The organism is Micromonospora sp. Utrum1, from assembly GCF_057197805.1.
Window position 1 is genome coordinate 6,647,064 of record NZ_CM170071.1, and the last position, 25,986, is coordinate 6,673,049.

Below are 25,986 nucleotides of genomic sequence, written 5' to 3' on the forward strand. Positions count from 1 at the left end.
CCATTCGGCAGGTGCAGCATGATTTCGACTTTCTCGTGGCCGGTGACGATCACCGGCGGGGACGTTGGAACGGGGTTGTGTCAGGCTGCCAGCCGGACGGCGCTACGCGACTCGGACAGCCCACTGGCCGCCAGTCGCGCCTCCGCCTCGACCCGGAGCTGGGCGTCACGGGCGAGGTCCTCCTTACGCGGACGGCCACGGGGCCGCTTGCGCGGGACGACCGCGCCACGCTCGAAGATCTCGCCGCCCCAGACGCCCCAGGGCTCGGCCCGCTCCACCGCGCCGGCGAGGCACTCGACGCGCAGCGGGCAGTCCCCGCAGAGCGACTTGGCCAGCTCGAGCTCGGCAGGCGAGTCGGAGAACCACAGGTCGGGGTCGAACTTCCGGCAGGGCAGGTTCGCCTCCACCTCGACGCTCACATCGAGTGGGGCCAACGCCAGACTCATCCTCCGGTCACCTCTCTCTCACTTCGATCTCGTGGATCGCTTTTCCGACGTACTTCGGCAGGTACTTCGGCATTGCAAGTGCGGTGCAAAAAAACTGAGGCCGCGGATCCCGGTGTGCGGGTTCCGCGGCCTCGAGGTGAGCCGGTGGTCTGGATCAGACCGGTCTACCTCGAGGTGGAACGCCGCGGACATCCGTGCGCTTGTTGACGTCGCCGATGCCCATGCCCGTGAAGCCACTGGTCCCCTCGATCGCCGCCAGCGGCGCCACGGTCAGGTTCAGCTCGGCCTGAACCTGGGCCTGGTGCACCAGCGGAGTCGACGGTCGAGCGGCAAGGGCCACCCGGACGGACGACAGCGGAACGCAGGCAGCTGGCATCGCCGCCGAACGCTCATAGGTGAAGATCTCCACGGGTGCCACCTCCCTGTCTTTCCTCGTGCCGACCATGGACTCATCCCCCGTGAGCAGCCAGAATGGCGCCGCTCGCGAGGTGTGTCCTGAGGCTATTCCTCGCCTCCGGGCGAGGGCAAACGATTTACGGCTAGATTTCGAAACTTTTCTGCGGGCAGACCTCGTCCACCCCCGCACCGGCCACCAGGGCCAGCACCGTATCGCCGTATAGGCCCAGTTTGCGGGGGCCGATTCCGGCGATCGCGATCAGCTCCTCGGTGCGGCCCGGCCTCCGCTCGGCCAGCGCGGTGAGCGTGGCGTCGGTGAAGACCACGTACGCCGGCACCTTCTGCGCCCCGGCCACCCGCTGCCGCCACTCGCGCAGCCGCTCGTACAGCTCCTCGTCCAGGTCGGACGGACAGGTCGGGCAGCGGCCCAGCTTCCGGTCCGCCCCGGCGAGCAGGGTGGCGCCGCAGATCCGGCAGGAGACCACCTGGGTGCGCCGCCGCTCGGTGCGCCGGGCCGCGCCGGCCCCGGCCCGCTCACCGCCGCCGGAGCGGTCCAGCTGCGGCAGGAACCGGGACGGCCGCCGGGCCCGGCCACCGGGCGAGCGGGCCGCCGCGTACGACAGCCAGAGCCACTCCCGCGCCCGGGTGATCCCGACGTAGAGCAGCCGCCGCTCCTCCTCGACCTGCTCGGGGGTCTTCGCGTAGGTGGTGGGCAGGGTGCCCTCGGCCAAGCCGACCAGGAAGACGGCGTCCCACTCCAGGCCCTTGGCCGAGTGCAGTGAGGCGAGCGTCACCCCCTCCACGGTGGGCACGTGCTGCTGGGCGGCCCGCCGGGCCAGCTCCCCGTTGAAGTCGCCCAGGGTGACCGGGCGCTCGATCGCGACGGCCTCGCCGATCGGCACCACCTCGGGCGTCGCCGCGTACTCCTCGGCGAGCTGGACCAGGGCGGCGAGCGCCTCCCACCGCTCGCGCGCGGCCCCGCCCGGCGGGGGCGCGTCGGGCGCCCAGCCGACCGCGGCGAGCCCTTCCACGACGGCGGCCGGCAGCGGGGTCTCCCCCGGGATCGACCGGGTGGCGGCGCGCAGCGCGACCATCGCCTGGCGCACCTCGGGGCGCTCGAAGAAGCGCTCCGCGCCCTGCAGGACGTACGGGACCGCGGCCTCGGTGAGCGCCTTCTCGTACGCCTCGGACTGCGCGTTGGTGCGGAACAGCACCGCGATCTCCCGGGCCGGGGTGCCGCCGTCGATCAGCGCTCGGCAGCGGGCCGCGACCGCGTTCGCCTCGGCCGGCTCGTCGGTGAAGATCCGCAGCTCGGGTTCCGGGCCGGCCGGACGCTGGCCGTGCAGCTCCAGCCGGAGCCGGGCCTCGGCGCCCCGGGCCTGGGAGATCACCGCGTTGGCCAGCCCGACCACCTGCGGTGTGGAGCGGTAGTCGCGGACCAGCCGGACCACCGTGGCGGTGCGGTAGCGGCGCGGGAAGTCGACGAGGTAGGACGAGGTCGCCCCGGTGAACGAGTAGATGGTCTGGCTGGCGTCGCCGACGACGGTGACGTCGTCCCGGCCGCCGAGCCAGGCGTCCAGCAGCCGCTGCTGGAGCGGGTTGACGTCCTGGTACTCGTCGACGACGAAGTGCCGGTACTGGCCGCGGACCTGCTCGGCGACGTCGGCGTGTTCCTCGATCCCCCAGACCGCGGCGCGCAGCATGTCCTCGAAGTCGATCACCCCGTTGCCGCGCTTGAGCCGCTCGTACGCGGCGAAGACCTCGGCCACCTTCGCCGGTTCGTGCGGGGTCTCGCGCAGCGCCTTGGCCGCGGCCACCACGTATTCACCCGGCTCGACCAGCGACGACTTGGCCCACTCGATCTCGCCGGCCAGGTCGCGGGCGGCGGCCCGGTCGGCCCGCAGGCCCACCTTGGCGGCAGCCAGGGTGACCACCCGGACCTTGCTGTCCAGCAGCTCCGGCATGGCCCGCCCCTCCAGCAGCCGGGGCGCGAAGTAGCGGACCTGGCGCAGCGCCGCCGCGTGGAACGTGCGGGCCTGGACGCCGCCCACGCCCAGCGCGGTGAGCCGGGCCCGCATCTCGGCGGCGGCGCGGGCGGTGAAGGTGACCGCCAGCACGTGCCGGGCGGAGATGTCGCCGGCGAGGGCGCGGTGGGCGATCCGGGAGGTCACCGCCCGGGTCTTGCCCGTCCCGGCGCCAGCCAGGATGCAGACCGGGCCGGCCGGGGCGGTCACCGCGGACCGCTGCTCCGGGTCGAGGCCGGCCAGCACCCGTTCCGCCGCTGAGTGAACCACCACAGCGAGGAATCATTCCAGCCTCCGGCGATGTTGCAGCGATTAGCCTGGCCTGATCGGGCCGGGCGGGAGCCAGACCGTTGGAGGACCTGACCATGTTGACGATGTATTCCACCTCGTGGTGCGGCTACTGCCACCGGCTGAAGTCGCAGCTCGACCGGGAGGGCATCGCGTACGAGGTGGTCGACATCGAGCAGGACACGAAGGCCGCGGAGTTCGTGATGGGCGTCAACGGCGGTAACCAGACCGTCCCGACGCTGCGGTTCGACGACGGCAGCGCCCTGACCAACCCCTCGATCACCCAGGTCAAGCAGCACCTGGCCAGCCTCCCCGGCTGACCCGACACACGCCCTGCCACGAGCGGCCGCCCCCACGGGGTGGCCGCTCGTCGCGTCTCACGGGGCCTCGCGGCGGCGGGTCGCGGCGAACACCTCCCGGTCGAGCGGGCGGCGGGGGGCCGGAACGTGGACCAGGACGGGTCGCGGCGCGGTGAGCCGGCGGCCGCGCCAGAGGTAGAGGCCGGCGGCCGTGGTGGTCATTCCGACCAGGGCGAAGAGCAGGCGGTAGTCGAAGACGCCGACGAGCAGCGCGCCGGCCCCGATGGAGACCGCCTGCGGGCCGCTGACCAGCGCCTCCGAGGCGGCGGCGACCCGGCCCAGCAGCCCCGGCGGGGTCCGCCGCTGGATCAGCGTGTTCAGCCCGACCATGGTCAGCGGCAGGGAGACGCCGGCCAGCAGCAGGGCCACCACGCCGAGCCAGAGCCGGGGGTACGCGAGCGCCAGCGCGGCCGGCCCGAAGAAGGTCACCCCGGCGGCGAGCGCACCCACCTCACCGGCCCGGCGTACCACGGTGGCCGAGAAGACCCCGCCGACCAGCCCACCGGCCCCCTGCACGGTGACCAGCACGCCGACGAACGCGGCGTCCCGGCCCAGCCCCAGGTCGACGTACGCGAAGATCAGCGACTCGGTGAAGCCCATCATCAACGAGCCCAGCCCGTACCCGAGCAGGGCCCGACGCAGCGCGGGGTCGCCGGCCAGGTGCCGGACCCCAGCGCCCAGCCCGGCCGGCCAGCGGCGCGCGGACCGGGCCGGGGTGGTCTCGGTGACCCGGAGCACGCCGACCACCGCCGCGGCGGTGAGGAAGCCGGTCATGGCCAGGGCGACCAGCAGCCAGCCGCCGACCGTGGCGTAGAGCCCGGCCCCGGCCAGCGGGCCCACCAGCCGGAGCCCCTGCCGGACGGTCTGCAGCACCCCGTTGGCGTCGGCGAGCAGTTCGCTCGGCACCAGGTGCCGGATCAGCCCGCTGAGCACCGCGCTCAACGTGATGTACGACAGTCCGTAGAGCGCCGCCACCACGTAGATCACCCAGACGTCGGCGCGGTCGTGGACCGCGAAGAGCGGGCAGAGCAGCACCGCCGTACCGAGGTTGGCGGCCACGAAGAAGGGCCGGCGGCGGCACCGGTCGACCACCCAGCCGACCAGCGGGGCCAGCGCCATCGGCGCGATGACGGCGAAGATGGTCGCCCCGGCCATGCCGTCCGACCCGGTCAGGTCCTTGACCCAGACGGCCAGGGCCAGCAGCAGGATCGACTCGGCCGCCATGCTGGCCAGCAGCGCGACGAAGAGCAGGCGGAAGTCGGGGCGGCGCAGGACGGTGCGCATCGGGTTCCCTCCGGCGGGGTGCGCCTGTCGGCGCGTCGGGGGCGGGCGCCGCTGAAGGCACCCCTCCACAGTCCTCTTTTTCTCGCGTGACACGCCCACGCCGGACCCTTCCGGCACCGGTCGCGCCGTCCATACTGACCGTGGGGGGCGAATTTCATACAGTTACCGCCGCGCCCCGCGACGGTCGACGGGAAAGAGGACACCGTGCCTCCTGCCGCACCAGGCCCGATCCTGCGCCGTCGCAGGCTCGGCACCGAACTGCGCCGGCTGCGTGAACAGGCCGGTCTCACCGGCGACCAGGTCATCGAACGGATCGGCTGGGCCTCCGCGTCCAAGCTGTCCCGCCTGGAGAACGGCCGCAGCCGCCCCGACCCGGACGACGTCGACGTCCTGCTGACCCTCTACGGCGCGGACGACGACCTGCGCGCGGAGCTGCTGGGGATCACCCAGGAGGCCGGCGACATGCGCGGCTGGCTGCGCAACTTCCCGGTGATGACCCAGCAGCAGCGCGGCTTCGCCGAGCTGGAGGCGGGGTGCGCGGAGATCTCCGAGTACAACCCGGTGCTGGTGCCGGGCCTGTTGCAGACGCCCGGGTACGCCCGGCACCGGATCATGTCCGCGGCCCAGGTGGCCGAGGAGGCCGGCGACCTGGAAATCGAGGACCCGGAGACCGAGGTACGCGCCCGTCAGGCCCGCCAGTCGCTGCTGACCCGCTCGCCCGACGCGCCGCGCTACACGGCGGTGCTGGAGGAGGCGGCGCTCGGCCGCCGGGCCGGCCCGCCCGAGGTGCTGCACGAGCAGATCGTCCATCTCTGCGAGCTGGCCATGCTGCCGAACGTGACGCTGCACCTGCTGCTGCGCGACACCCGAGTCGGCGACTGGTACCTCCCGCCGACCGCCTTCTCGGTCTACCGGTTCGCCGATCCGCTCGATCCGGAGACGTTGGCCATCGAAGGTGGGTTCACCGACGTCATGTCAACCGAGGCAAACACCCTAAATCGCTATAAAGTGGTGTTCGAGTGGCTGAGCTCGGCGGCGCTCTCCGCATCGGACACCCTCTCATGGCTGATCGAGGCGACGGGACGGCTGACCGGCACGGCAGTCGAGTCCACAGTGGCGTTCGGGCCGGCAACGGCGCCGCCCCAGCGCCGCCGCGGCTCGGGGCGCCTGACGACGGACCGGTGATCCACGGGGACCGTCCGGCCTGCGGCGTCACTCGTCCCCATCGGAGCACTCCAGACCAGGAGCAGAACCATGAACGAGATCCGCAACAGCTCGTCCGAGCAGTTCACCCGCGCCGCCTGGCGCAAGAGCACCCGCAGCCAGACCTCGAACTGCGTGGAGATCGCACCGCTGCGTACCGGACCGGCGGCCGTCGCGCTGCGCGACAGCAAGGACCCGCGCGGGCCGGTGCTGCTGTTCAACCGGGCCGGCTGGCTCGGCTTCATCGCCGGCGCGAAGAACGGCCAGTTCGACCTGAACTGATCCGGCGAGCTTCGGGGGCCGTCGGCGTGGCGCCGGCGGCCCCTTGCGCATCCACCGCCGACAACCGTCCTGAGCTGGGGTCACCCGATCGGTCGACGCCCACCAATGATAGGCGAGTTTCACTTGCTGGGACGACGCTCCGGCGTAACATGACGCAAGAGTGAACGTGGAAGTTGCAGCGTGCATCCGTCCGTCCGTACCGGGGGACACCATGCGGTTCCTGATCGTCCGCACCGAGATCCGTGCCGCCGCCGACACCGACATCGCCGCCGCCTGGGCCGGCGGAGGTCGCCTGCGGGACGAGACCAGCACGCCGGAACCACGCCGCCAGGTCGTGCACGCCGAGGACCGGGACGCCGCGCTGCTGCTCGCCCGGGCGCTGTCCACCGTGGGGCCCGTCCGGGCCGGACGGCAGCGGGTCAAGGTGCTGCCGATCGAGGACCTGCACCCACGTCACCCCTACCAATGGGGCAGCAGTTGACCCGCCACTGACGTCCGTCGTGGCCGGACCGGCTCCCCCGCCGCGTTCCATGCCTCACCCGGCCACGACGGCCCGTGTTCCCGGCCCGCGACCGCCGCGGCAACGACGGTCCGGGCCGGGACCATGTCCGCCCGTGCTCCCGGCAGTTAGCCGACCGCCGCGGCAATGACAGTCCGCGTCCGCCACGTGCTCCCGCCGGTCAGCAGTGGCCGTCGAGCCAGCGGTGGACCAGGAAGAGGGCGATCGACGAGGGCGGCGGCAGGAGCAGGCGGTCGCCGCCGTCGACCACGACCGGCTGGTCGGCCAGCGCGGCCCCGATCTCCCGCCGGGTGAACCAGCGGGCGTGGGCGATCTCGGCCGGATCCACCCGGATCGGCGCCTCGGCGTCGGCCCGGGCCAGGAAGCCGAGCATCAGCGAACCGGGGAACGGCCAGGACTGGCTACCGGCGTACCCGATCTCCTCGACCGCGACGCCGACCTCCTCGCGGACCTCGCGCAGCACGGCGGCCTCGGCCGACTCCCCCGGCTCGATGTAACCGGCCAGGCAGGAGTAGCGGCGCTGCCCCGGGGTGCTCGGCCAGGTGGCGTTGTTGCCCAGCAGGCAGCATCCGTCGGGGCCGTCCACGCCGTCGTGCACCAGCACGATCATCGCCGGATCGGTACGCGGCCAGATCCGGCCGCCGGCCGGGTCGACGCGGGACCAGCCGGCCTCGTCCACCTGCGTCAACTGCCCGCTCGACGAGGAGTAGCCGTGCCGGAGGTGCCAGTTGAGCAGGGCGAGCGCCGTGGTGAAGATCCCGGCGTCGCGGTCGGTCAGCAGGTGGCCGACCTCGCGCAGGTTGACCCGGCGGGTGCCGGGCAGCTCGGGCAACGGCGCGTCCACCGCGAAGACCGGCACCCCGTCCGGCTCGACGCCGAGGAACATCGGCACCGACCGGGGCACCTCGGGCAGCTCGCCGGGGCCGACCAGCACCAGCTCCGGCGGTGCCGCCGCGCCGCGGACCAGGGTGCGGCCCTCGTCGGCCGAGTCCAGCACCAGCACCCGGGACTGTTCCCACGCCTCCGCGAGCCAGCCCGGGTCGGTGCGCCGGTGCGCGGCCCGGTCCAGCGTGGACCGGGCCAGCGGTGGGGCGGACTCGCCGCTCACGCGGACTCCGTGCGGACCGGGGTGAGGGTGGCGAGGCCGTCGGCCACCCGCTCGGCGTCGCCGAGCACCACGGTGACCGCCTGCGCCGGGGCGAGGTAGCGGGCGGCCGCCGCGGCCACGTCGTCCACGGTCGCCTTGGCCAGCCGGGCGGCGTGCTCGGCGAGGAAGTCCAGGCGCAGCCCGTTGCCGGCGTACGCGCTGGTCAGCGACGCCAGCCCGGCCTGGGTGGACATGCCGAGCTGGAGCGTGCCGAGGGCGTACTGGCGGGCCTGCTCCAGCTCGTCCGGCTTGGGCGGCAGAGCGGCCAGCCGGCCCAGCTCGTACATGGTCTCCAGCAGGGCGGGCGTGGTCACCTCGGTGGCCACCTCGGCGGCGGCCACCAGCACCGACCCGGCCACCGAGTGCTCGATCAGCGAGTGCGGCCCGTACGTGTAGCCCTTGTCCTCGCGGATGTTCTCCACCCAGCGGGAGGAGAAGTAGCCGCCGAAGACCAGGTTGGCCAGTTGCAGCGCGGCGTGGTCGGGATGGGTGCGCGGCACCGCGGGCAGCGCGATCCGCAGCGAGGACTGCACCGAGCCGGGCCGGTCGACCAGCAGCAGCGGGCCGGGCTCCAGCGGCGGCGCGGGCGGCAGCTCGGCCGGCTGCCCGTCCCCCGTCCAGCCGGAGAGCGCCTGCTCGGCGGCGTCCAGCGCCCGCCCCGGCTGCACGTCGCCCACCAGCACCAGCACCGCGCCGGCCGGGTGCACCCGCTCGGCGTGCAGCCGGCGCAGCACCGGCGCCTTCACCGCGCGCACCTGGTCGGGCTCGGGGGTCTGCACCGCGTACGGGTGCCGGCCGTAGATCCGCTTGAGCAGCGCGGTCCGGGCCAGGTGGGCGGGCTGGCTCTGGGCCACCTGGATGCGGTCGACCAGGCGGTCCCGCTCGGTCTCCACCCAGTCCACCGGGTAGGTCGCGCCGGTGAGCACGTCGGCGAGCAGCTCCAGCATCCGGCCCAGGCCGGTGACCAGGCCCGCTCCGGAGAGCATCAGCCGGTCCGGGTCGATGCCGGCGGAGAGCCCGCCGCCGACCTTCTGCAACTCCGCGGCGAGCTGCGTCGCGGTGTGCGTCTCCGTGCCGGAGAGCAGGGTCTGCGCCAGCATCCCGCCGCGGGCCAGGTGGGTACGCCCGAACGGCATCCAGAGCCGCAGCTCGACCAGCGGGATCGCGCTGCGGCGTACCGCGATCACGGTGAGCCCGTTGCCGAGCGTGCGCTCGGCCTGCTTGGGCACCTTGAGCCTGCGGTTGGGGCCCAGCGCCGGCAGCGGCCGGACACCCGTTTCCACGGTTGCACTCAACGGGCACCTCCGGCGATGACCTCGATGGACGCGCGGCGCTCCGGCCGCAGGGTGGCGGCGGCGACGCGGACCTGCTCGTCGGTCACCTCGCCGACCAGCCGGGGCAGTTCGTTGAGCAGGCCCGGCTCGCCGCGCTGCTGTTCCAGGACGGCCATTCGCAACGCCCGACCGAGCACCGCGTCGGTGTCCCGCAGCAGGTGGGTGGCCATCCGGGCCTGGGTCCGGGCCAGCTCCCCTTCGGTCAGCCCGTCGGTGGCCAGCCGGTCCAGTTCCTCGTCGATGGTGCGCAGCACCTTGTCCACGTCGCCGCCGGGCGGCAGGTGGGCCTGGAGCAGCAGCGCGGTGGGGTCGCGCACGTCGAACGGGTCGCCCATGAAGCCGAGGTAGCCGCCGAGGCTGGTGACCGAGCGGTCCCGCTGGACCAGCCGCTCGACAAGCCGGGAGGCGTCGCCGTCGGTGAGCACCTCGGCCAGCACCACGTACGGCAGGTAGCCGGTGAAGTCGGTTACCGGGTCGGGCACCCGCCAGGCCCCGGCCACCGCCGGCAGCGGGGCCAGTTGGTCGGTGTACGAGGTGCGCCGCTCGGCGGTGAGGTCGGGCTCGGCGAAGTCGGGGCGCTTCGGGGCGGGCCGGGCCGGCACGTCACCGAAGTGCCGCTCGATCAGCGCGGTGGCCGCGGCCACGTCGATGTCCCCGCTGACCGCGAGGACGGCGTTGCCGCTGGCGTAGTAGCGGCGGAAGAAGTCGGCCGCGTCGCCGACGGTGGCCGACTCCAGGTCGACGAAGGAGCCGTAGCCGTCGTGCGCGTTGGGGAAGGTGTCGAACATGACCGGCGGCAGGGTGAGCCAGGGGAACCCGCCGTACGGCCGGTTGAGCACGTTGACCCGGATCTCCTCCTTGACCACGTCGACCTGGTTGCGCAGGTTCTCCTCGGTCAGCCGGGGGCCGCGCATCCGGTCGGCCTCCAGGAAGAGCGCCCGCTCCAGCGCGTTGCTGGGCAGGGTCTCGTAGTAGTCGGTGTAGTCCAGGTGGGTGGAGCCGTTGAAGGTGCCGCCGGCGCCCTGGACGTGCCGGAAGTGGGCCAGCTTCTCCAGGTTCTCCGAGCCCTGGAACATCAGGTGCTCGAAGAGGTGGGCGAAGCCGGTGCGTCCCTCCGGCTCGGAGCGGATGCCGACGTCGTAGACCACCGCCACCCCGATGACCGGGGCGCTGCGGTCGGGGGTGAGCACCACCCGCAGGCCGTTGTCGAGGGTGAACCGCTCGACCGGGTATTTCGTCGCTGGAATTCTGGCTCTCCGCGTCGGCACGTGATCGACCTTAACGCGTCCACAACGCCCGCACCGGCGGTGTGCGATGGCCCACCGGACGGCGGTGCCGGGCGGGGGCCGACCGGTGCCGTCATCTCCACCGAACAGGTGGGAATTATCGAGAATTCGCGGCCGGCCGTCCCGGATCGTGAACGGGTCTTGACGCCGCTCATCGCTTCCCCCACTCTTCCTACCAACTAAGTAGGAATACTGCGGATTGGATACACGATGAGACGGCTCCCCTTCCGCCGCCTGGTCACCCTGGCCACCCTCGCCGTGGTCGGCGCGGCCACCCTGGGCGGCACCGCGGCCTGCGGCGACGACAGCGATGCCGGCGGCTCCGGTCCGGTGACGCTGCGCCTGGGCTACTTCCCGAACATCACCCACGCGCCGGCGGTGGTCGGCGTGGAGAAGGGCATCTTCAAGGAGAAGCTGGGCGGCGACGTCACGCTGGAGACCAAGACGTTCAACGCCGGCCCGGCGGCCATCGAGGCGGTCTTCTCCGGCGCGCTCGACGCCACGTACATCGGTCCGAACCCGACCGTGAACGCCTTCTCGAAGTCCAAGGGCGAGGCGGTCCGGGTCGTCTCCGGCGCCGCGTCCGGCGGCGTCGCGCTGGTGGTGAAGCCGGAGATCACCTCGGTGGAGCAACTGCGCGGCAAGAAGATCGCCACACCGCAGCTCGGCAACACCCAGGACGTCGCGCTGCGCTACTGGCTCAAGGAGAAGGGCCTGCAGACCACCAAGGAGGGCGGCGGCGACGTCAAGGTGGTCCCCCAGGAGAACGCGCAGACCATCGAGACCTTCGGCACCGGCGCCATCGACGGCGCGTGGGTGCCCGAGCCCTTCGTCTCCCGGCTGGTCAACGCCGGTGGCAAGGTCCTGGTCGACGAGCGCGACCTCTGGCCGGACAGGAAGTTCGTCATCACCAACCTGCTGGTCAGCACCAAGTTCCTCAAGGCACACCCGGACGTGGTGAAGAAGCTGGTCGAGGGCCAGGTCGCGGCGAACGAGTTCGTCAACAGCAAGCCGGACGAGGCCCAGCAGTCCATCTCCGACCACATCGGCAAGATCACCGGCAAGCCGCTGGACCTCAAGCTGATCAAGCAGGCCTGGCCGACCCTGGAGTTCACCAACGACCCGATCCCGGCCTCGCTGAAGACCGGCCTGGATCACGCTGTCGCCGTCGGCCTGACCCAGCCGGTCGACCTGACCGGCCTCTACGACCTGAAGTACCTCAACGAGGTGCTGAAGGCGCAGGGCAAGTCCGAGGTCACCCAGCCGTGACGTCGACCACGACGACCCCGCGCAGCGCGACCGGCTCGGTCGCGCTGCGCGGCGTGACCAAGGTGTACGGCCAGGGCGAGCACGCCGTCCTGGCGCTGGACGGGGTGTCGCTGGACGTCGCTCCCGGCGAGTTCGTCTGCCTGGTCGGCGCGTCCGGCTGCGGCAAGAGCACCCTGCTCAACCTGGTCGCCGGACTGGACCGGACCAGCGGCGGCCGGATCGAGCTGGGCGAGGGCGTCAACCCCGGCCTGATGTTCCAGGAGTCGGCGCTCTTCCCGTGGCTCACCGTCGAGGGCAACGTCGAGGTGCCGCTCAAGCTGCGCGGGCTACCCCGGAACGAGCGCAGGGCCCGGGTCGCCGAACTGCTGCGCACCGTCCACCTCTCCGACTTCGGCCGCAAGCGCCCGCACCAGCTCTCCGGCGGCATGCGGCAGCGGGTCGCGCTGGCCCGCACCCTCGCGCTGGACACCCCGGTGCTGCTGATGGACGAGCCGTTCGGCGCGCTCGACGCGATGACCCGGGACATCCTCCACGACGAGCTGGAGCGGATCTGGTCCGAGCGGAGGCTCACCGTGATCTTCGTGACCCACAACGTCCGCGAGGCGGCGCGGCTCGCCGACCGGATCATCCTGCTCTCCAGCCGGCCCGGCCGGATCATCTACTCCACCGAGGTCGACGTGCCGCGACCCCGGCGGATCGACTCGCCGGAGATCGCGGCCATCGCCGCCGACGTCACCGACCGGCTGCGTACGGAGGTGGGCCGTCATGGCCAGTGACACGCTCGCCGCGTCACCGCGTACCGACGCGGAGATCTCCGGTCTGGACGCCCTGGAGACCGCCGGCCGGGAGAAGGCGCCGTCCCGGTTGCGCCGCGGCTGGTCGGCGCTCTGGCCGAAGCTGGCCGCCCTCGCCCTGGCCGTCGCCCTCTGGCAGGCCGTGGTCTGGACCGGCTGGAAGGACCCGTGGGCGCTGCCCGGGCCGGCCGTGGTCTTCGCGGATCTCGGCCACTACCTGGGCAGCCCCGCGCTCTGGGACGGCCTGGCCACCACCGCCCGGCGCGCCGCCGTGGGCTTCGCCGCCGCGGTCTCGGTGGGCCTGCTGCTCGGCCTGGCGGTGGCCCGGGTGAAGGTGCTCCGCGCCGCGCTCGGCTCGATGATCACCGCGTTGCAGACCATGCCGTCGATCGCCTGGTTCCCGCTGGCCATCCTGCTCTTCCAGCTCAGCGAGCAGGCGATCTTCTTCGTGGTGGTACTCGGCGCGGCGCCGTCGGTCGCCAACGGCGTCATCCACGGCGTGGACTACGTGCCGCCGCTGCTGGTCCGGGCCGGCCGCAACCTCGGCGCCCGCGGGTTCAACCTCTACCGCTACGTGATCGCGCCGGCCGCCCTGCCCGCCATCGTGGCCGGGCTCAAGCAGGGCTGGGCGTTCGCCTGGCGCAGCCTGATGGCCGGTGAGCTGCTGGTGGTGATCGCCACCCGGACGTCGATCGGCGCGCAGCTCACCTACGCCCGGGAGCTGAGCGAGGCGCCCCGGCTGATGGCCATCATGATCGTCATCCTGGTGGTGGGCATCGTGGTGGACGCCGCGTTCGGCGCGGCCGACAAGGCGATCCGCCGCCGCTGGGGCGTGCTGGACCAGGCCGGCAACTGAGGCCGTGTACGTCTCCGCGCGCGCCGACTACGCGCTCCGGGCCATGCTCTCCGTCGCCGACGCCGCCGGGTCCACCGGCGACGGGGGGCTCGGCGGCGGCGAGCTGGTCAAGGCGGCGAGCCTGGCCGAACGCCAGGACATCCCGCTCAGCTTTCTCCAGGGCATCCTGCTCGACCTGCGCCGGGCCGGGCTGCTGCACAGCCACCGCGGCACCGAGGGCGGGTACGCGCTCACCCGCCCGGCCGGCGAGATCAGCGTGGGCGACGTGCTACGGGCGGTGGGTGGTGCGCTGACCAGCGTCCGGGGCATGCCCGCCGACCGGGCCGGCTACCACGGGGTGGCCGCCGGGCTGCGGGACGTCTGGCTGGCCGTGGACGGCGCGATCGCCCTGGTGGTCGACCGGACCACCCTTGCCGACCTGCTCGCGGACCACGCCACCGTGTCCTGACCGTCCAGCCGGGACCGGGCCGCGGATGCGACGCGGCCCGGACCTGACCGGCTCCGGCTCGGCGAGCCGGCGGTGTCCCGGCGATCCGGGCACCGCCACCTCGCCGAGCCGGAGCCGAGGGTCAGCCGGTCAGCGGCGCCGCGGGCGGCGGGACCGGGCCGGCCGCGAGGCCGGGGCCGGGTGCGGCGCGGGCGGCGGGTTCAGGATGACCGGAACGCCGGTGGGCTGGCGGGCGCCGGTGACGCGGGCCAGTTCCTCGTCGCCGGGGCGTACCCGGGCGGTGTGCGGGGTGATGCCGGCGACCGTCATCAGCCGGGAGACGTCCCGGCGCTGCTCGGGCAGGACCAGGGTGACCACGGTGCCGGACTCGCCCGCCCGGGCGGTCCGCCCGCCTCGGTGCAGGTAGTCCTTCGCCTCGGTCGGCGGGTCGGCGTTGACCACCAGGTCCAGCCCGTCGACGTGGATGCCCCGGGCCGCCACGTCGGTGGCCACCAGGGCGGTCACGTGGCCGGTGCGGAACTGCTCCAGGATCCGGGTGCGCTGCGGCTGGCTCTTGCCGCCGTGCAGCGCCGCGGCGCGTACCCCCTTGGCGAGCAACTGGCGGGCGACCCGGTCGGCGCGGTGCTTGGTCGCCATGAACAGGATGGTGCGCCCCTCGCGGGCGGCGATGTGGGCCAGCGCGGCCGGCTTGTCGTCCGCCTCGACGTGCAGCACGTGGTGGGTCATGGCGGTCACCGTGGCGGTGCCCGGGTCGACGGAGTGCGACACGGGGTTGCTCAGGAAGCGGCGGACCAGCCGGTCCACGCCCCCGTCCAGGGTGGCCGAGAAGAGCATCCTCTGGCCGTTCGGGGCGACCTGCTCCAGCAGCTTCGTCACCTGCGGCAGGAAGCCCATGTCGGCCATCTGGTCGGCCTCGTCGAGCACCGTGATGGCCACCTGGTCCAGCCGGGCGTCGCGCCGGTCGATCAGGTCGTGCAGCCGGCCCGGGGTGGCCACCAGCACCTCGGCGCCGACGCGCAGCGCGTCCGCCTGCCGCTGGAGGGAGAGCCCGCCGACCACGGTGGCGCAGCGCAGCCCGAGCGCCCGGGCGTAGGGGGTGAGCGCCGCGGTGACCTGCTGAGCCAGCTCGCGGGTGGGCACCAGGACCAGCGCGAGCGGGCGGCCGGGGCGGGCCCGGCGACCGGCCGTGCGGTGCAGCAGCGGCAGCCCGAAGGCCAGCGTCTTGCCCGAGCCGGTGCGACCCCGGCCGAGCACGTCGCGGCCCGCCAGCGAGTCCGGCAGGGTCGCGGCCTGGATCGGGAACGGCTCGGCGATGCCCTGCGCGGCCAGCTCGGCGACCAGCTCAGGGGCCAGGCCGGTGGCGGCGAACGTGGGAATGGTCATGGTCATGCGAATAGCCTTCCTCGACGCGGCACGTGTCGAGGAAGGGCGCCGCGAGCGGCGCGTCACCGGCGTCACCGGTGGTCACAAGCACGAACCGAAAGGGTACGGGCCGGCCCGCCGCAGCACGCCACGTCCCGCGGAGCGGGTGGGCGGCGCAGCGGACCGGCCCGTCACCGCGCCCGGGGGGCGCGATGGGTGTTACCGGATGATCCGAAGATCAGAGCGGACGGATGTTCTCCGCCTGCGGGCCCTTCTGGCCCTGGGTCACCTCGAACTCGACCCGCTGGTTCTCGTCCAGGCTCCGGTAGCCGGAGGTCTGGATCGCCGAGAAGTGGGCGAAGACGTCGGCGCCGCCGTCGTCCGGGGTGATGAAGCCGAAGCCCTTGTCAGCGTTGAACCACTTGACGGTGCCAATTGCCATGTGTTTCGTCTCCTTGACGGAACGTTCGGACCCGCACCTGTTGCGGACCGAAAGGGAGCACACCGCACGCGAGTGCGCGGTGTACCTGTCGCTGCTGGTCGCCCCGCCCGGAGAACTCCGGACACAACAAAGAGCGCCTGGGGCCACAATCCGCCAGGCGCACACAGAGTCTCTGGAAACCAAAACTGCAACGCGCCTAACCTACCACGATCTCTGCAACACCGCGCCCTCTGTCGGAAATTCCGGCACCGCGGCGACGAGCGCGGTCAGTCCGGCGGCGTCGAGCAGGTCGGCCGGGCGGACCGTCACCCCGTCCCGGACGTAGTGGAAAGCGGCCCCCACCTGCTCGACCGGCACCCCGGCCAGCTCGGCCCAGGCCAGCCGGTAGACGGCGAGCTGCACCGCGGCCGCGTCGGCCTCCCGGCCGGTGGGCTGCCGGCCGGTCTTCCAGTCGACCACGTCGTAGCGGCCGCCGGGGCGGGCGAAGACGGCGTCCATCCTGCCCCGGACCACCACCCCGGCGATCACCGTGGCGAAGGGCACCTCCACCTCCACCGGCATCCGGTCGGCCCACTCACTGGCCAGGAATCGCTGCTGGAGTTCGGTGAGCGCGTCGTCCGGGGCGGCGTCGTCGTCGGCCGCACCGGGCAGCTCGTCCACATCGAGCAGCCGGTCGGCGCCGAAGCGCTGCTCCAGCCAGGTGTGGAAGGCGGTGCCCCGGCGGGCGTACGGGTTGGGCTCGGTGGGCATCGGCCGGCGCAGCGTCCGGGCCAGGGCCTCCGGGTCGCGGCGCAGCGCCACGAGCTGGGTCACGGACAGGTGGCCGGGCAGCTCCACCTCGACCGCCTCGGCCCGCCGGGCCAGCTCGGCCCGTTCGGCGAGGAGCAGGTCGGCCTCCCGCCGCCAGCGGGCCACCTCGACGTCCTCGACGGGCTCGGCGGCCGGCCGGGCCCCGTCGGCGGCCTCGGCGGCCTCGGTGCCGGCGGCCAGCAGGGCCTCCTCGCGGCGGGCCGCCTCGGGGTCGGCCAGGTAGTGGCGGACCACGGCGGCCGCCTCGGCCAGCGCCGGGCGCCGGGAGCCGAGCGGGTCGGCCGGCCACTCGGACCGCAGCACCGTCTCGGTGGTCGGGTTCACCGCGTCCCCGGCGGGTTCAGGCGCCCAGGCGTCGACCAGGTGGCCGTCCGCGCCGGCCAGGCAGGCGTCGTGCACCTCGCGGAGGAAGACCGACGGGCCGCGGAACTTCTTCGTGCCCTCGCCCCACCAGTAGCCGGAGCAGAGCAGCAGCCGGCGGGGCCGGGTCACCGCCACGTACGCCAGCCGGCGCTCCTCCCGCTCGTCGTGCGCCCGCCAGGCGTCGGTGAAGTCCTCCACCGCCCGGGCCACCCCGCGCTGGTCCTCCGCCCCGTGCAGGCCCAGCTCGGGCAGCCCGTCCGCGTCGCCGCGCAGCGGGAACGGCAGCACACCCAGCCCGCCCAGCCAGTGGTCCGAGTTGCGTACCGGCCCCGGCCAGACGCCCCGGGTCAGCCCGGCGACCGACACCACGTCCCATTCCAGGCCCTTGGCGGCGTGCGCGGTGAGGATCTGCACCGCGCCCTCCACCACCTCGACCTCGCCCGGGGTCAGGCCGCGCTCCTCGTCCTCGGCGGCGGCCAGGTAGGCGAGGAACCCGGCCAGCGTGGCGCCGGGGGTCTCGCCGCTGAACCGGGCCGCGACGTCGCCGAGCGCGTCCAGGTGGGCGCGGGCCAGGCCGGCGTCGCCGGCACCGTCCCGGCCGGCCCGGACCGCCACCTCCACGTCCAGGCCGATGGTCCGCTCGATGTCCGCGATCAGCTCCGGCAGGGACTGGTCCAGCCGGTAGCGGAGCAGCGCCAGCTCCATCCCGTACGACCGCAGCCGCGCGTACCCCTCCGCCGAGTACGCCTGCGCCGGACCCAGGTCGGCCAGCGCCTCGACCAGGGTGGCCTCGTCCAGCACGTCCACGGTGATCTCCGGCCCGTCGTCGCCGGTCACCTCCCGCCGGGCCCGCGCGATGGCCCGGGCCCGCCGGTGCAGGGCGACCAGGTCGCGCGGCCCGATCCGCCAGCGCGCGCCGGTGAGCAGCCGCAGCAGCGCCGCCCCGTCGGTCGGGTCGGCGAGCACCCGCAGCGTGCAGACGACGTCCCGGACCTCGGGGGTGTCCAGCAGCCCGCCCAGGCCGACCACGTCGACCGGCAGCCCTCGGGCGCGCAGCGCCGCCTCGATCGCCGGGATCTGGCTGCGCAGCCGGACCAGCACGGCGGTGGTGGGGCGCCGGTGCGCCGGGATGTGCTCGGGCAACGCTTCCGGCATCCCGGCCGCCCCGCGCCAGGCGGCCAGGACGCTGTCGGCGATCCAGTCGGCCTCGTCGGCGTACGTCTCGAGCAGCGCGCAGTGCACGGTGCCGGCGGCCCGCCCGCCGGGGCTGCGGTGCGGGATCGGGTCGCGGACGCTGAGCGCGGCGTGCAGCTCGGGCACCCGGGCGCCGGCCGCCCGCAGCGGCACCGACAGCGCGTTGGCGACGCCGAGGATCTCCGGCCGGTTGCGCCAACTCGTGGTGAGGCTGAGCACCTCGGCCGGGGCGCCGTCGGTGCGGGCGAACTCGGTGGGGAACCGGTCCAGCGTGCCGGCGCTGGCCCCGCGCCAGCCGTAGATGGACTGGCAGGGGTCGCCCACGGCGGTGACCGGGTGGCCGCCGCCGAAGAGCGCGTTGAGCAGCACCACCTGGGCGTGGCTGGTGTCCTGGTACTCGTCGAGCAGCACCACCCGGAACCGGTCCCGCTCGATCACCCCGACGCCGGGGTGGTCGCGGGCCACCCGCGCGGCCCGGGCGAGCTGGTCGGCGAAGTCCATGGCCTCGAAGTCGTCCTTGCGCCGGGCGTACGCGCGGACCAGCGGAAGCAGCTTCAGCCGGGTCCGCTGGAGCTGGAGGGCCTTGCGCACGTCGGCGTAGACCCGCCCGGGGTGGGACTGCACCTCGGCGAAGAACCGGCCGGTCCAGGCGGCCAGCTCGTCCGGGTCGACCAGGTGCTCGTCCAGCTCCCCGGCCAGGGCGAGCACCGCGTCGGTGATGGTGGCCGGCATCCGGTCCACCTCGGACATGTCGCCGTCGTAGTTGCGCACCAGCAGGTCGACGAGCTGCCAGCGGGACGCCTCGGTGAGCAGCCGGGTGGTCGGCTCATAGCCGGCCCGCAGCCCGTGCTCGGTGACGATCCGGCCGGCGTACGAGTGGTAGGTGGAGACGGTGGGCTCGCCCGCCAGGGGATCCTCGTGCGGGTCCCGGCCCTGCCGGCCGAGCCGCCGGATGAGCTGGTCGAGCCGGGTGCGTACCCGGTGCGCCAGCTCGCCGGCCGCCTTGCGGGTGAACGTGAGGCCGAGGATCTGCTCGGGGCGGACGTACTGATTGGCGACCAGCCAGACCACCCGGGCGGCCATCGTCTCGGTCTTGCCGGAGCCGGCGCCCGCGACCACCAGCAGCGGCTCCACCGGCGCGGCGATGATCGCCGCCTGCTCCCGCGTGGGCGCCGGCAGCCGGAGCAGTTTGGCCAGCTCGACCGGGGTGTAGCGGGGGCCGGCGTCGGCGGTCCGGGGCGTCGGGGTGGCGGTGGCGCTGAACAGCGCCGGCTGGGTCGTCATGCGTGCTCCGTGGGCGGCTCGACCACCTGGCGTCCCTGCCCGGAGACCGGGCAGCTCGTCCGCACCGGGCAGACCCGGCACTTCGAGTTGGCGACGGCGGCGAAGGTGGCGGCGGCCATCGTGTCGGCGGTGCGCCGGACCAGTGCGGTGGCCCAGCCGGCCTCGGGCCCCTCCCCGGCGGCCGCCTGCGCCTGCTCCTTGGCGTCCTTGGCGCCGGTGCCGAGCTGCACCAGCGCGGCGCCCCCGGACTCCTCGCCGAACTCGGCGAACGCCCCCGCCTCCACGGCCGCCTGGTAGGCCCCGAGCTGCGGGTGCTCGGCCACCTCCCGCTCGGTGACGGCGGTGGACTTGCCCGTCTTCAGGTCGATCACCACGAGCCGCCCCTCGGCGTCGACCTCCAGCCGGTCGACCCGGCCGGTCAGCTCGACCGGCCGGCGCGGGTCGTCGAGGCGGACCGCGAACTCGTGCTCGATGGCGAGCAGCCGCCGCGGGTTGCCGGCCAGCCAGCGCAGCAGCTTGTCCACCATGGCCTCGGCGCGGGCCCGTTCCGGGCCGACCATCCAGCGGGCGGCCAGCTCGATGGCGTCGAACCGGGCGGCCACGTATTCCAGCAGGGCGGTCCGGTCGACGCTGGCGTCCTCGGCCAGCATGGCGGCGGCGTGCACCAGGTTGCCGACGCCCTGTGCGGCGCTGGCCGGGGCGCTGCCGCCGTGTCGTTCCAGCAGCCAGCGCAGGCTGCACCGCAACGCGCTCTCCATGGCCGACGGGGTGACCCTCACCGGCTCGCCCTCGTCGACCAGCGGCCGGTCGTCGGAGAGGCCGCGCAGCCCCCACCAGTCGTCCGGGTGCGCGCCGGGCACCCCGGCGGCGGCCAGCCGGGCCAGCTCGGCCGCCGCCGCGCGCCGCCGGGTGACCGGCGCCGCCGGGTCGGTGACCGCGGTACGCAGCTCCGCCACCAGCGCGGACAGGGTGAGCCCGCGCGGCGGCAGGGTGACCGGCAGTACGCCCGGCGCCGCGTCCTGCGGGTCCTCGTCGCCGACGGGCACCGGCCCGCCCGACACCAGTGGGACGGTCAGCGCGGCACCGTCGCCGGGCCGCCCGTCCCGGCGACCCCGCTCCGGGCCGGCGTCCCCGGTCGCGGTGTCGTCGGCCGGACCCCCGCCGTCGGGGCCGCTCGGGCCCGGGCCGGGCGGGGCGGTGCCGCCCCCGCCGATGGCGGGCGGGTCGGTGGCGGCCAGCTCGTGCAGGAAGCGGCTGGGCTGCTCCTCGTGGTCGTCGCCGCCGACCGCCGCCGAGGCGACCGCGGTGACCAGCAGCCGGCGCCGCGCCCGGCTGATGGCCACGTGGAACAGTCGGCGCTCCTCGTCCAGCAGCGCCGAGGTCTGCCCGACCAGGCTGGCCCGCAGCCCGGCGCCGTCGGCCCGGCCGGCGAGCACGTCGACCAGCCGCTCCGAGCCGAGCAGGCTGCCGCGCAGCCGCAGGTCCGGCCAGACGCCCTCCTGCACCCCGGCGACCGCGACGAGGTCCCACTCCAGACCCTTGGCGGCGTGCGCGGTGAGCAGGCGCACGGCCTCGCCCCGGTCGGCGCTCGCGGCGAGGGTGTCGGCCGGCAGCTCCTGGCCGAGCACGTGGTCGAGGAAGACCTCGGTGCGCGCGCCGGGCAGCCGGTCGGTGAACCGGGCCGCCGCGTCGAAGAGCACCATGACCGCGTCCAGGTCCCGGTCGGCGGCCTCGGCCCGCCAGCGCTGCGCGGTCTCGTGCTCGCCGGTGGCCGCCCGGCCGCGGGTGATCGCCCCGGCCCAGCGCTCGGCGAGGCCGCTCTCCCGCCACACCGCCCAGAGCACGTCCTCGGCGGTCGCGCCGGGGGTGGCGGCGGCCTGCCGGGCGGTCTCCAGCAGGTGCGCCACCGCCTGCGCGGGGGCCGCCCAGCGCCGCTCGACCGTGGCCAGCTCGGCCGGGTCGCGCAGCGCCTCGACGATCAGCTCGCCGGAGGGGCGGCGGTCGCCGGCGGCCAGCGCGAGCGCGCGCAGCCCCTGGCGCAGCCGCCGCTCGGCGAGCGGGTCCGCGCCACCCAGCGGCGAGTGCAGCAGGGCGACCGCCGACTCCTCGTCGAGCCGGTCGGGGTCGAGCGCGCAGCGGAGCAGGAGCAGCAGCGGGGCCACCCCGGGCTGGAGGTGCAGGGGCAGGTCCTCGCCGTGCACCACGGTGGGCACGCCCGCGGTGTGCAGGGCGCGCCGCAGCGACGGCAGCTGCCGGCCGGTGGAGCGGACCAGGACCGCCATCCGGGACCAGGGCACCCCGTCGAGCAGGTGCGCCTCGCGCAGCGCGTGGGCCAGCCAGGCGGACTCGCTGGTGGCCGAGCGGAAGGTGCGTACCTCCAGGCCGCCGGGTGGGGCGTCGGGGAGCGGGCGCAGCCGTCGGTGCGCCGCCGGTCCGCGCAGCCGGCGGGCCAGCCGGGCGGTCGCCGCCAGCAGCTCCGGCCCGGCCCGGTAGGAGGTGGTCAGCGTGACCTGGGCCGCCGGGGCGCCGGAGGCGGTGCGGAACCGGTGCGGGAAGGTGGTCACCCCGGCCGGGTCGGCGCCGCGGAAGGCGTACGTGGAGGAGTCCGGGTCGGCGAAGGCGACCAGCGACTTGCCGCCACCGGCCACGACGGCGAGCAGGTCGAGCTGGGCGGGGTCGGTGTCGGCCAGCTCGTCGACGTAGACGTGGGCCAGCCGGCGGCGCTCGGCGGCCAGCAGCTCCGGGTCGTCGAGCAGCATGCCGGTGGCGGCCCGGACCAGCTCGGCCGGGTCGTAGGCGATCGAGCCCCGGTTGCTCACGTCGCGCAGGGCGAGAACGGCCACGTACTCGCGGAGGAAGCGGGCGGCGGCCGGCCAGTCGGCGCGGCCCAGCTTCTCGCCCAGCCGGGCCAGCTCGACCGGGCCGACGCCCCGCTCGGCGGCGCGCATCAGCAGGTCGCGGAGCTGCTGGGCGAAGGCCCGGGTACGCAGCGCCGGCCGCAGGTCCTCCGGCCAGCCGGCCGGGTCCTCCTCCGGCTCCTCGCCCACCACGTCGAGCAGCTCGCGGATGATCAGGTCCTGCTCGGGGCCGGTGAGCAGCCGGGGCGAGGGTTCGCCGCGCTCGGCGGCGGCCCGGCGGAGCAGGCCGAAGGCGTACGCCGGGAAGGTGCGGACCAGCGGCTCGCGGACCACGCGGTGGCCGTCGCCGGCGATCCGCGCCTCGATCCGGTGGCGCAGCTCGGTGGCGCCCCGCCGGCCGAAGGTGAGCACCAGGACGTGTTCCGGGTCGACGCCCTCGGCCACCCGGGCGGCGACCGCCTCGACCAGGGTGCCGGTCTTGCCGGTGCCGGGGCCGCCGACGACCAGCATCGGCCCGTCGGTGTGCGCGACGACCTCGGCCTGCACCGGATCCGGCCGGCGCGGCGGCGGGTACGCGGCATCGCCCGCGGACCCCCCGGATCGCGGCTCCGTCTCGGCCGGCCCGCCGGACCGACCACCCCCCTGCCCCGCCCCGGCGGTGCGGGAGACCCCCGTCCCCACCCCACCGGGCCGGCGCACCAACCGGTACGCCTGCATCACCGACATCCCACCACGCCGGTCCGACAATCAACTCCCCCGCCGGTCCAGTACGCGCCCCAGCTCACGACGATCATGAGGTTGGCGGCACCCACGGAGATCGACTTCGCCGTCAACCTCATGATCGACCCCGGTGGGCGCGGTCAGGTGAGGCGGGAGTCCAGGAGGTTCAGGGCTTCGGGGACCGTGTCCGCCACCAGGAGGAGGTCGAGGCCGGCGGGCTTGAGGAAGTGCCGGTCGGCCAGGGTGCGCAGCCAGTCGAGCAGGGGGCGGTAGAAGCCGTCGGCGTCGACCAGCACCATCGGCTTGGTGTGCAGTGCCAGGGTGGCGGTGGTCCAGACCTCGAAGAGCTCGTCCAGGGTGCCGAGCCCGCCGGGCAGGGCGACGAAGGCGTCCGACTTGTCGATCATCAGGGTCTTGCGGCTGGCCATTCCGTCGGTGATGAGCAGCTCGTCGGAGGCGAGGTCGGCGACCTCCAGGTCGACCAGGGCCTGCGGGATGACACCCAGGGTCCGGCCGCCGGCCGCCCGCGCCCCGTCGGCCACCGCGCCCATCATCCCCACGCACCCGCCGCCGCTGACCAGCGTGTGCCCGCGCCGGGCCAGCTCGGCGCCGGTCTCGGTGGCCAGGTCCAGCCAGCGGGCGTCGAGGGTGCGCGAGGATGCGCAGAACACGCAGACGTTGGCCATGGTCAGCCCTGCTCCGCCGGCCCCTCGGGGGCGGCCTCGGCGGCGGCCTGCTGGTCGCTGGCGAGCCGGGCGACCGCCTCCTCGCGGATCGCCTCCTTCTCGGCGGAGAGCACCGCCTCGGCGTTCACGATGTGCTGGACCGCCTCGTTGACGTCGTCGGTGAGGCAGATCAGGTCCAGGTCGGTCGGGCCGACCTTGCCCTCGGCTGCCATGGTGTCCCGCATCCAGTCGAGCAGGCCCCGCCAGTAGTCGACGCCCATCAGCACCACCGGGAAGCGGGTCACCTTGCCGGTCTGCACCAGGGTGAGCGCCTCGAAGAGCTCGTCCATGGTGCCGAAGCCGCCGGGCAGCACCACGAAGGCCTGGGCGTACTTGACGAACATGGTCTTGCGGGCGAAGAAGTAGCGGAAGTCGATGGCCAGGTCGACCCACTCGTTGATGCCCTGCTCGAACGGCAGCTCGATGCCGAGCCCGACGGAGAGCCCGCCCGCCTCGCCGGCGCCCCGGTTGGCCGCCTCCATCACGCCCGGCCCGCCGCCGGTGATCACCGCGTAGCCGGCCCGCGCCAGCGCCCCGCCCAACTCCTCGGCCAGCCGGCACTCGGGGCTCTCCGGCTTGCTCCGGGCCGAGCCGAAGACGCTGACCGCGGCCGGCAGGTCGGCGAGGGTGTCGAAGCCCTCGACGAACTCGGACAGGATGCGCAGCGCCCGCCAGGCGTCCTTGGTCTTCCAGTCGCCCCGGCCCCGGGAGTCGAGCAGCCGCTGGTCGGCGGTGCTGGTCGGGATGGCCTGGTTGCGCAGCGTGACGGCACCCCGGTGCCGCTCCCCGCTCGGCCCGCGGCCGGACGGCCGCCCGATGCTCTGGCTCATGGGGCCACCGTAGTGGAGCCGGGGCGACGCGGTGCGGAGGCGGGCGACCCGGAGAAATTCTTCCCGATCATGGGCAACTAAATGGCTCGCTGGTACGTCTTACTATTCACATACCGGGTATGCCCGGGCGCGCGCCTTCGGGGGAGGAGCAAGCGTTGATCAGCAGCAGCGAGATGATCCGGATCCGCCGGCAGATGCAGCGGCGGATCCGTGACGTGGTGGCCGAACGCCGCCGCGCCCGGATGATGGAAGCCCACCACACCGACCTCACCGGCGAGAGCAGCGAGACGGACGCCCCGCTCACGACCACCGTCTGACCGCCGCCGGCCGGTCCGGGGGTCCGCGTCACCGACGCGGGCCCCCGGTCGCGTACTCAGGACGAGGCGAGCCAGCGGTGCAGGGTGGCCGCGCCGTCGCGGATCTTGGTCAGCTCGACGTGCTCGTCGGGGTGGTGGGCCAGGTTCGGGTCGCCGGGGCCGAAGTTCAGCGCCGGAATGCCCATGGCCGCGAACCGGGCCACGTCGGTCCAGCCGAGCTTGCCGATCGGGGCCGCGCCCACCGCCGCCAGGAACTCCTGGGCGGGGGCGGCGGTCAGGCCGGGCGGCGCGCCGGCGGCCACGTCGGTCACGGTCAGGTCGAAGCCGGCGAAGACCTCGCGCAGGTGCGCCTCGGCCTGCTCCAGGGTGCGGTCCGGGGCGAACCGGTAGTTGACCTCGATCTCGCAGTGGTCCGGCACCACGTTGCCGGCGACCCCGCCGTGGATGCGGACCGCGTTCATGCCCTCCCGGTAGTCGCAGCCGTCGATGGTGACCCGCCGCGCCTCGTACGCCTGGAGCCGCCGCAGCACCTCGCCGGCCGCGTGGATGGCGTTCACCCCGCGCCAGGAGCGGGCCGAGTGGGCCCGGACGCCGGTGGTCGTCAGGACCGCCCGCATCGTGCCCTGGCAGCCCGCCTCGACGATGCCGTACGTCGGCTCCAGCAGCACCGCGAAGTCGGCCTCCAGCCACTTCGGGTGCGCCTGGGAGACGAGGGTGAGGCCGTTGTACCTCGACTCGATCTCCTCGGCCTCGTAGAAGAGGTAGGTGACGTCGTAGCGCGGGTCGGGCAGGGTCACCGCCAGGTGCAGCGCGAAGGCGACACCCGACTTCATGTCGGAGGTGCCGCAGCCGTACATCAGGTCGCCGCGCATGGTCGACGGGAAGTTGTCGTTCAACGGGACGGTGTCCAGGTGGCCGGCGAGCACCACCCGCTGCGCCCGGCCCAGGTCGGTGCGCGCCATCACGGTGTTGGAGTGCCGGTAGGTGGTGAGGTGCGGAACGCCGCGCAGCACCTCCGCGACGCAGTCGGCGATCGCCTTCTCGTTGAGCGAGACGGACTCGATGTCGACCAGCGCGCGGGTCAGCGCCACCGGATCGGCCAAGACCTCGGGGGTCAACGGGTTCTGCATGTATGGCACGGTACC

At 74.2% G+C, this 25,986-nt stretch carries 23 protein-coding genes; 9 read left to right on the forward strand and 14 right to left on the reverse strand.

All coding sequences use genetic code 11. The features are described 5' to 3' along the window. Positions 1–80: 80 nt before the first annotated feature. From AC0OLQ_RS31235 to AC0OLQ_RS31245, 3 genes are all read right to left on the reverse strand, one after another. Positions 81–446, reverse strand: a complete 366-nt coding sequence (locus tag AC0OLQ_RS31235) for a WhiB family transcriptional regulator (RefSeq protein WP_073828771.1) — start codon at positions 444–446, stop codon at positions 81–83. Positions 447–600: 154 nt separating this feature from the next. Further along, the gene (locus AC0OLQ_RS31240; protein ID WP_484529165.1) at positions 601–855 is read right to left on the reverse strand and encodes a hypothetical protein; all 255 of its coding nucleotides are present in this window, start codon (positions 853–855) and stop codon (positions 601–603) included. A 130-nt stretch (positions 856–985) separates the two neighbouring features. Continuing rightward, positions 986–3,139: an ATP-dependent DNA helicase UvrD2 gene (locus tag AC0OLQ_RS31245; protein ID WP_484529166.1), complete on the reverse strand. Its 2,154-nt coding sequence runs from the start codon at positions 3,137–3,139 to the stop codon at positions 986–988. A gap of 92 nt (positions 3,140–3,231) precedes the next feature. Between AC0OLQ_RS31245 and AC0OLQ_RS31250 the strand changes: the two genes are divergently transcribed. Beyond that, positions 3,232–3,474 (forward strand): mycoredoxin, encoded by a 243-nt coding sequence (locus AC0OLQ_RS31250; RefSeq protein WP_212832488.1) that lies wholly within the window; start codon positions 3,232–3,234, stop codon positions 3,472–3,474. A 57-nt stretch (positions 3,475–3,531) separates the two neighbouring features. On the opposite strand, the gene AC0OLQ_RS31255 is transcribed toward AC0OLQ_RS31250, so the two are convergent. Further along, entirely contained in the window at positions 3,532–4,797 is a 1,266-nt protein-coding gene (locus tag AC0OLQ_RS31255; RefSeq protein WP_484529167.1) for an MFS transporter, read from the reverse strand. A 204-nt stretch (positions 4,798–5,001) separates the two neighbouring features. On the opposite strand from AC0OLQ_RS31255, the gene AC0OLQ_RS31260 reads away from it, so the two are divergent. The 3 genes from AC0OLQ_RS31260 to AC0OLQ_RS31270 all read left to right on the forward strand — a co-directional run bounded on the left by AC0OLQ_RS31260 (position 5,002) and on the right by AC0OLQ_RS31270 (position 6,763). After that, positions 5,002–5,982 (forward strand): helix-turn-helix domain-containing protein, encoded by a 981-nt coding sequence (locus AC0OLQ_RS31260; protein WP_484529168.1) that lies wholly within the window; start codon positions 5,002–5,004, stop codon positions 5,980–5,982. A gap of 69 nt (positions 5,983–6,051) precedes the next feature. Beyond that, positions 6,052–6,282, forward strand: coding sequence for a DUF397 domain-containing protein (locus AC0OLQ_RS31265; protein WP_357339060.1), 231 nt, complete (start codon positions 6,052–6,054; stop codon positions 6,280–6,282). Positions 6,283–6,493: 211 nt separating this feature from the next. Then, on the forward strand, positions 6,494–6,763 hold the full coding sequence (locus AC0OLQ_RS31270) for a hypothetical protein (protein ID WP_357339058.1): 270 nt from the start codon (positions 6,494–6,496) through the stop codon (positions 6,761–6,763). A gap of 199 nt (positions 6,764–6,962) precedes the next feature. Here the strand turns inward: AC0OLQ_RS31270 and nudC are convergent, their stop codons facing one another. From nudC to AC0OLQ_RS31285, 3 genes are read right to left on the reverse strand one after another with little or no spacing between them, the layout of a single operon-like run. Then, the gene (nudC, locus tag AC0OLQ_RS31275) at positions 6,963–7,910 is read right to left on the reverse strand and encodes an NAD(+) diphosphatase (protein ID WP_484529169.1); all 948 of its coding nucleotides are present in this window, start codon (positions 7,908–7,910) and stop codon (positions 6,963–6,965) included. After that, positions 7,907–9,244: a M16 family metallopeptidase gene (locus AC0OLQ_RS31280; protein ID WP_484529170.1), complete on the reverse strand. Its 1,338-nt coding sequence runs from the start codon at positions 9,242–9,244 to the stop codon at positions 7,907–7,909. Before AC0OLQ_RS31280 ends, nudC begins: the two co-directional genes overlap by 4 nt. Next, positions 9,241–10,551, reverse strand: coding sequence for a M16 family metallopeptidase (locus AC0OLQ_RS31285; protein ID WP_357339052.1), 1,311 nt, complete (start codon positions 10,549–10,551; stop codon positions 9,241–9,243). The genes AC0OLQ_RS31280 and AC0OLQ_RS31285 overlap by 4 nt, the downstream gene beginning before the upstream one ends. A gap of 228 nt (positions 10,552–10,779) precedes the next feature. On the opposite strand from AC0OLQ_RS31285, the gene AC0OLQ_RS31290 reads away from it, so the two are divergent. The 4 genes from AC0OLQ_RS31290 to AC0OLQ_RS31305 are packed head-to-tail and all read left to right on the forward strand — an operon-like array spanning position 10,780 to position 13,936. Further along, positions 10,780–11,838 carry an ABC transporter substrate-binding protein gene (locus AC0OLQ_RS31290; protein WP_484529171.1) on the forward strand — a complete coding sequence of 353 codons (1,059 nt, stop codon included), beginning with the start codon at positions 10,780–10,782 and terminating at the stop codon, positions 11,836–11,838. Then, positions 11,835–12,614, forward strand: a complete 780-nt coding sequence (locus AC0OLQ_RS31295; RefSeq protein WP_484529172.1) for an ABC transporter ATP-binding protein — start codon at positions 11,835–11,837, stop codon at positions 12,612–12,614. Before AC0OLQ_RS31290 ends, AC0OLQ_RS31295 begins: the two co-directional genes overlap by 4 nt. Continuing rightward, entirely contained in the window at positions 12,604–13,488 is an 885-nt protein-coding gene (locus AC0OLQ_RS31300) for an ABC transporter permease (RefSeq protein ID WP_357339045.1), read from the forward strand. The genes AC0OLQ_RS31295 and AC0OLQ_RS31300 overlap by 11 nt, the downstream gene beginning before the upstream one ends. Positions 13,489–13,492: 4 nt before the next feature. Further along, entirely contained in the window at positions 13,493–13,936 is a 444-nt protein-coding gene (locus AC0OLQ_RS31305) for an RrF2 family transcriptional regulator (protein ID WP_484529173.1), read from the forward strand. Positions 13,937–14,065: 129 nt separating this feature from the next. On the opposite strand, the gene AC0OLQ_RS31310 is transcribed toward AC0OLQ_RS31305, so the two are convergent. From AC0OLQ_RS31310 to AC0OLQ_RS31335, 6 genes are all read right to left on the reverse strand, one after another. Beyond that, the gene (locus AC0OLQ_RS31310; protein ID WP_484529174.1) at positions 14,066–15,325 is read right to left on the reverse strand and encodes a DEAD/DEAH box helicase; all 1,260 of its coding nucleotides are present in this window, start codon (positions 15,323–15,325) and stop codon (positions 14,066–14,068) included. Between the two features lie 211 nt (positions 15,326–15,536). Beyond that, positions 15,537–15,740, reverse strand: coding sequence for a transcription antiterminator/RNA stability regulator CspE (cspE, locus tag AC0OLQ_RS31315; protein ID WP_013288421.1), 204 nt, complete (start codon positions 15,738–15,740; stop codon positions 15,537–15,539). Positions 15,741–15,941: 201 nt separating this feature from the next. After that, a complete protein-coding gene (locus AC0OLQ_RS31320; protein ID WP_484529175.1) occupies positions 15,942–19,391 on the reverse strand; it encodes an ATP-dependent helicase in 3,450 nt (1,149 codons plus the stop codon). After that, a complete protein-coding gene (locus AC0OLQ_RS31325) occupies positions 19,388–22,966 on the reverse strand; it encodes an ATP-dependent helicase (RefSeq protein ID WP_484532486.1) in 3,579 nt (1,192 codons plus the stop codon). Before AC0OLQ_RS31325 ends, AC0OLQ_RS31320 begins: the two co-directional genes overlap by 4 nt. Before the next feature lie 143 nt (positions 22,967–23,109). Further along, positions 23,110–23,655 carry an LOG family protein gene (locus AC0OLQ_RS31330; RefSeq protein WP_484529176.1) on the reverse strand — a complete coding sequence of 182 codons (546 nt, stop codon included), beginning with the start codon at positions 23,653–23,655 and terminating at the stop codon, positions 23,110–23,112. Positions 23,656–23,657: 2 nt separating this feature from the next. Then, positions 23,658–24,524 carry an LOG family protein gene (locus AC0OLQ_RS31335; protein WP_484529177.1) on the reverse strand — a complete coding sequence of 289 codons (867 nt, stop codon included), beginning with the start codon at positions 24,522–24,524 and terminating at the stop codon, positions 23,658–23,660. Positions 24,525–24,679: 155 nt separating this feature from the next. On the opposite strand from AC0OLQ_RS31335, the gene AC0OLQ_RS31340 reads away from it, so the two are divergent. Then, a complete protein-coding gene (locus AC0OLQ_RS31340; RefSeq protein ID WP_484529178.1) occupies positions 24,680–24,841 on the forward strand; it encodes a hypothetical protein in 162 nt (53 codons plus the stop codon). Between the two features lie 56 nt (positions 24,842–24,897). Here the strand turns inward: AC0OLQ_RS31340 and dapE are convergent, their stop codons facing one another. Then, the gene (gene dapE / locus AC0OLQ_RS31345) at positions 24,898–25,971 is read right to left on the reverse strand and encodes a succinyl-diaminopimelate desuccinylase (RefSeq protein WP_484529179.1); all 1,074 of its coding nucleotides are present in this window, start codon (positions 25,969–25,971) and stop codon (positions 24,898–24,900) included. Positions 25,972–25,986: the final 15 nt, after the last annotated feature.

Coding starts and splice junctions, on each gene's coding strand:
- AC0OLQ_RS31235 (WP_073828771.1), bottom strand. CDS start 446: ATGAGTCTGGCGTTGGCCCCACTCGATGTGAGCGTCGAGGTGGAGGCG.
- AC0OLQ_RS31250 (WP_212832488.1), top strand. CDS start 3,232: ATGTTGACGATGTATTCCACCTCGTGGTGCGGCTACTGCCACCGGCTG.
- AC0OLQ_RS31255 (WP_484529167.1), bottom strand. CDS start 4,797: ATGCGCACCGTCCTGCGCCGCCCCGACTTCCGCCTGCTCTTCGTCGCG.
- AC0OLQ_RS31265 (WP_357339060.1), top strand. CDS start 6,052: ATGAACGAGATCCGCAACAGCTCGTCCGAGCAGTTCACCCGCGCCGCC.
- AC0OLQ_RS31270 (WP_357339058.1), top strand. CDS start 6,494: ATGCGGTTCCTGATCGTCCGCACCGAGATCCGTGCCGCCGCCGACACC.
- AC0OLQ_RS31290 (WP_484529171.1), top strand. CDS start 10,780: ATGAGACGGCTCCCCTTCCGCCGCCTGGTCACCCTGGCCACCCTCGCC.
- AC0OLQ_RS31300 (WP_357339045.1), top strand. CDS start 12,604: ATGGCCAGTGACACGCTCGCCGCGTCACCGCGTACCGACGCGGAGATC.
- AC0OLQ_RS31310 (WP_484529174.1), bottom strand. CDS start 15,325: ATGACCATGACCATTCCCACGTTCGCCGCCACCGGCCTGGCCCCTGAG.
- cspE (WP_013288421.1), bottom strand. CDS start 15,740: ATGGCAATTGGCACCGTCAAGTGGTTCAACGCTGACAAGGGCTTCGGC.
- AC0OLQ_RS31320 (WP_484529175.1), bottom strand. CDS start 19,391: ATGACGACCCAGCCGGCGCTGTTCAGCGCCACCGCCACCCCGACGCCC.
- AC0OLQ_RS31325 (WP_484532486.1), bottom strand. CDS start 22,966: ATGCAGGCGTACCGGTTGGTGCGCCGGCCCGGTGGGGTGGGGACGGGG.
- AC0OLQ_RS31330 (WP_484529176.1), bottom strand. CDS start 23,655: ATGGCCAACGTCTGCGTGTTCTGCGCATCCTCGCGCACCCTCGACGCC.
- AC0OLQ_RS31335 (WP_484529177.1), bottom strand. CDS start 24,524: ATGAGCCAGAGCATCGGGCGGCCGTCCGGCCGCGGGCCGAGCGGGGAG.
- dapE (WP_484529179.1), bottom strand. CDS start 25,971: ATGCAGAACCCGTTGACCCCCGAGGTCTTGGCCGATCCGGTGGCGCTG.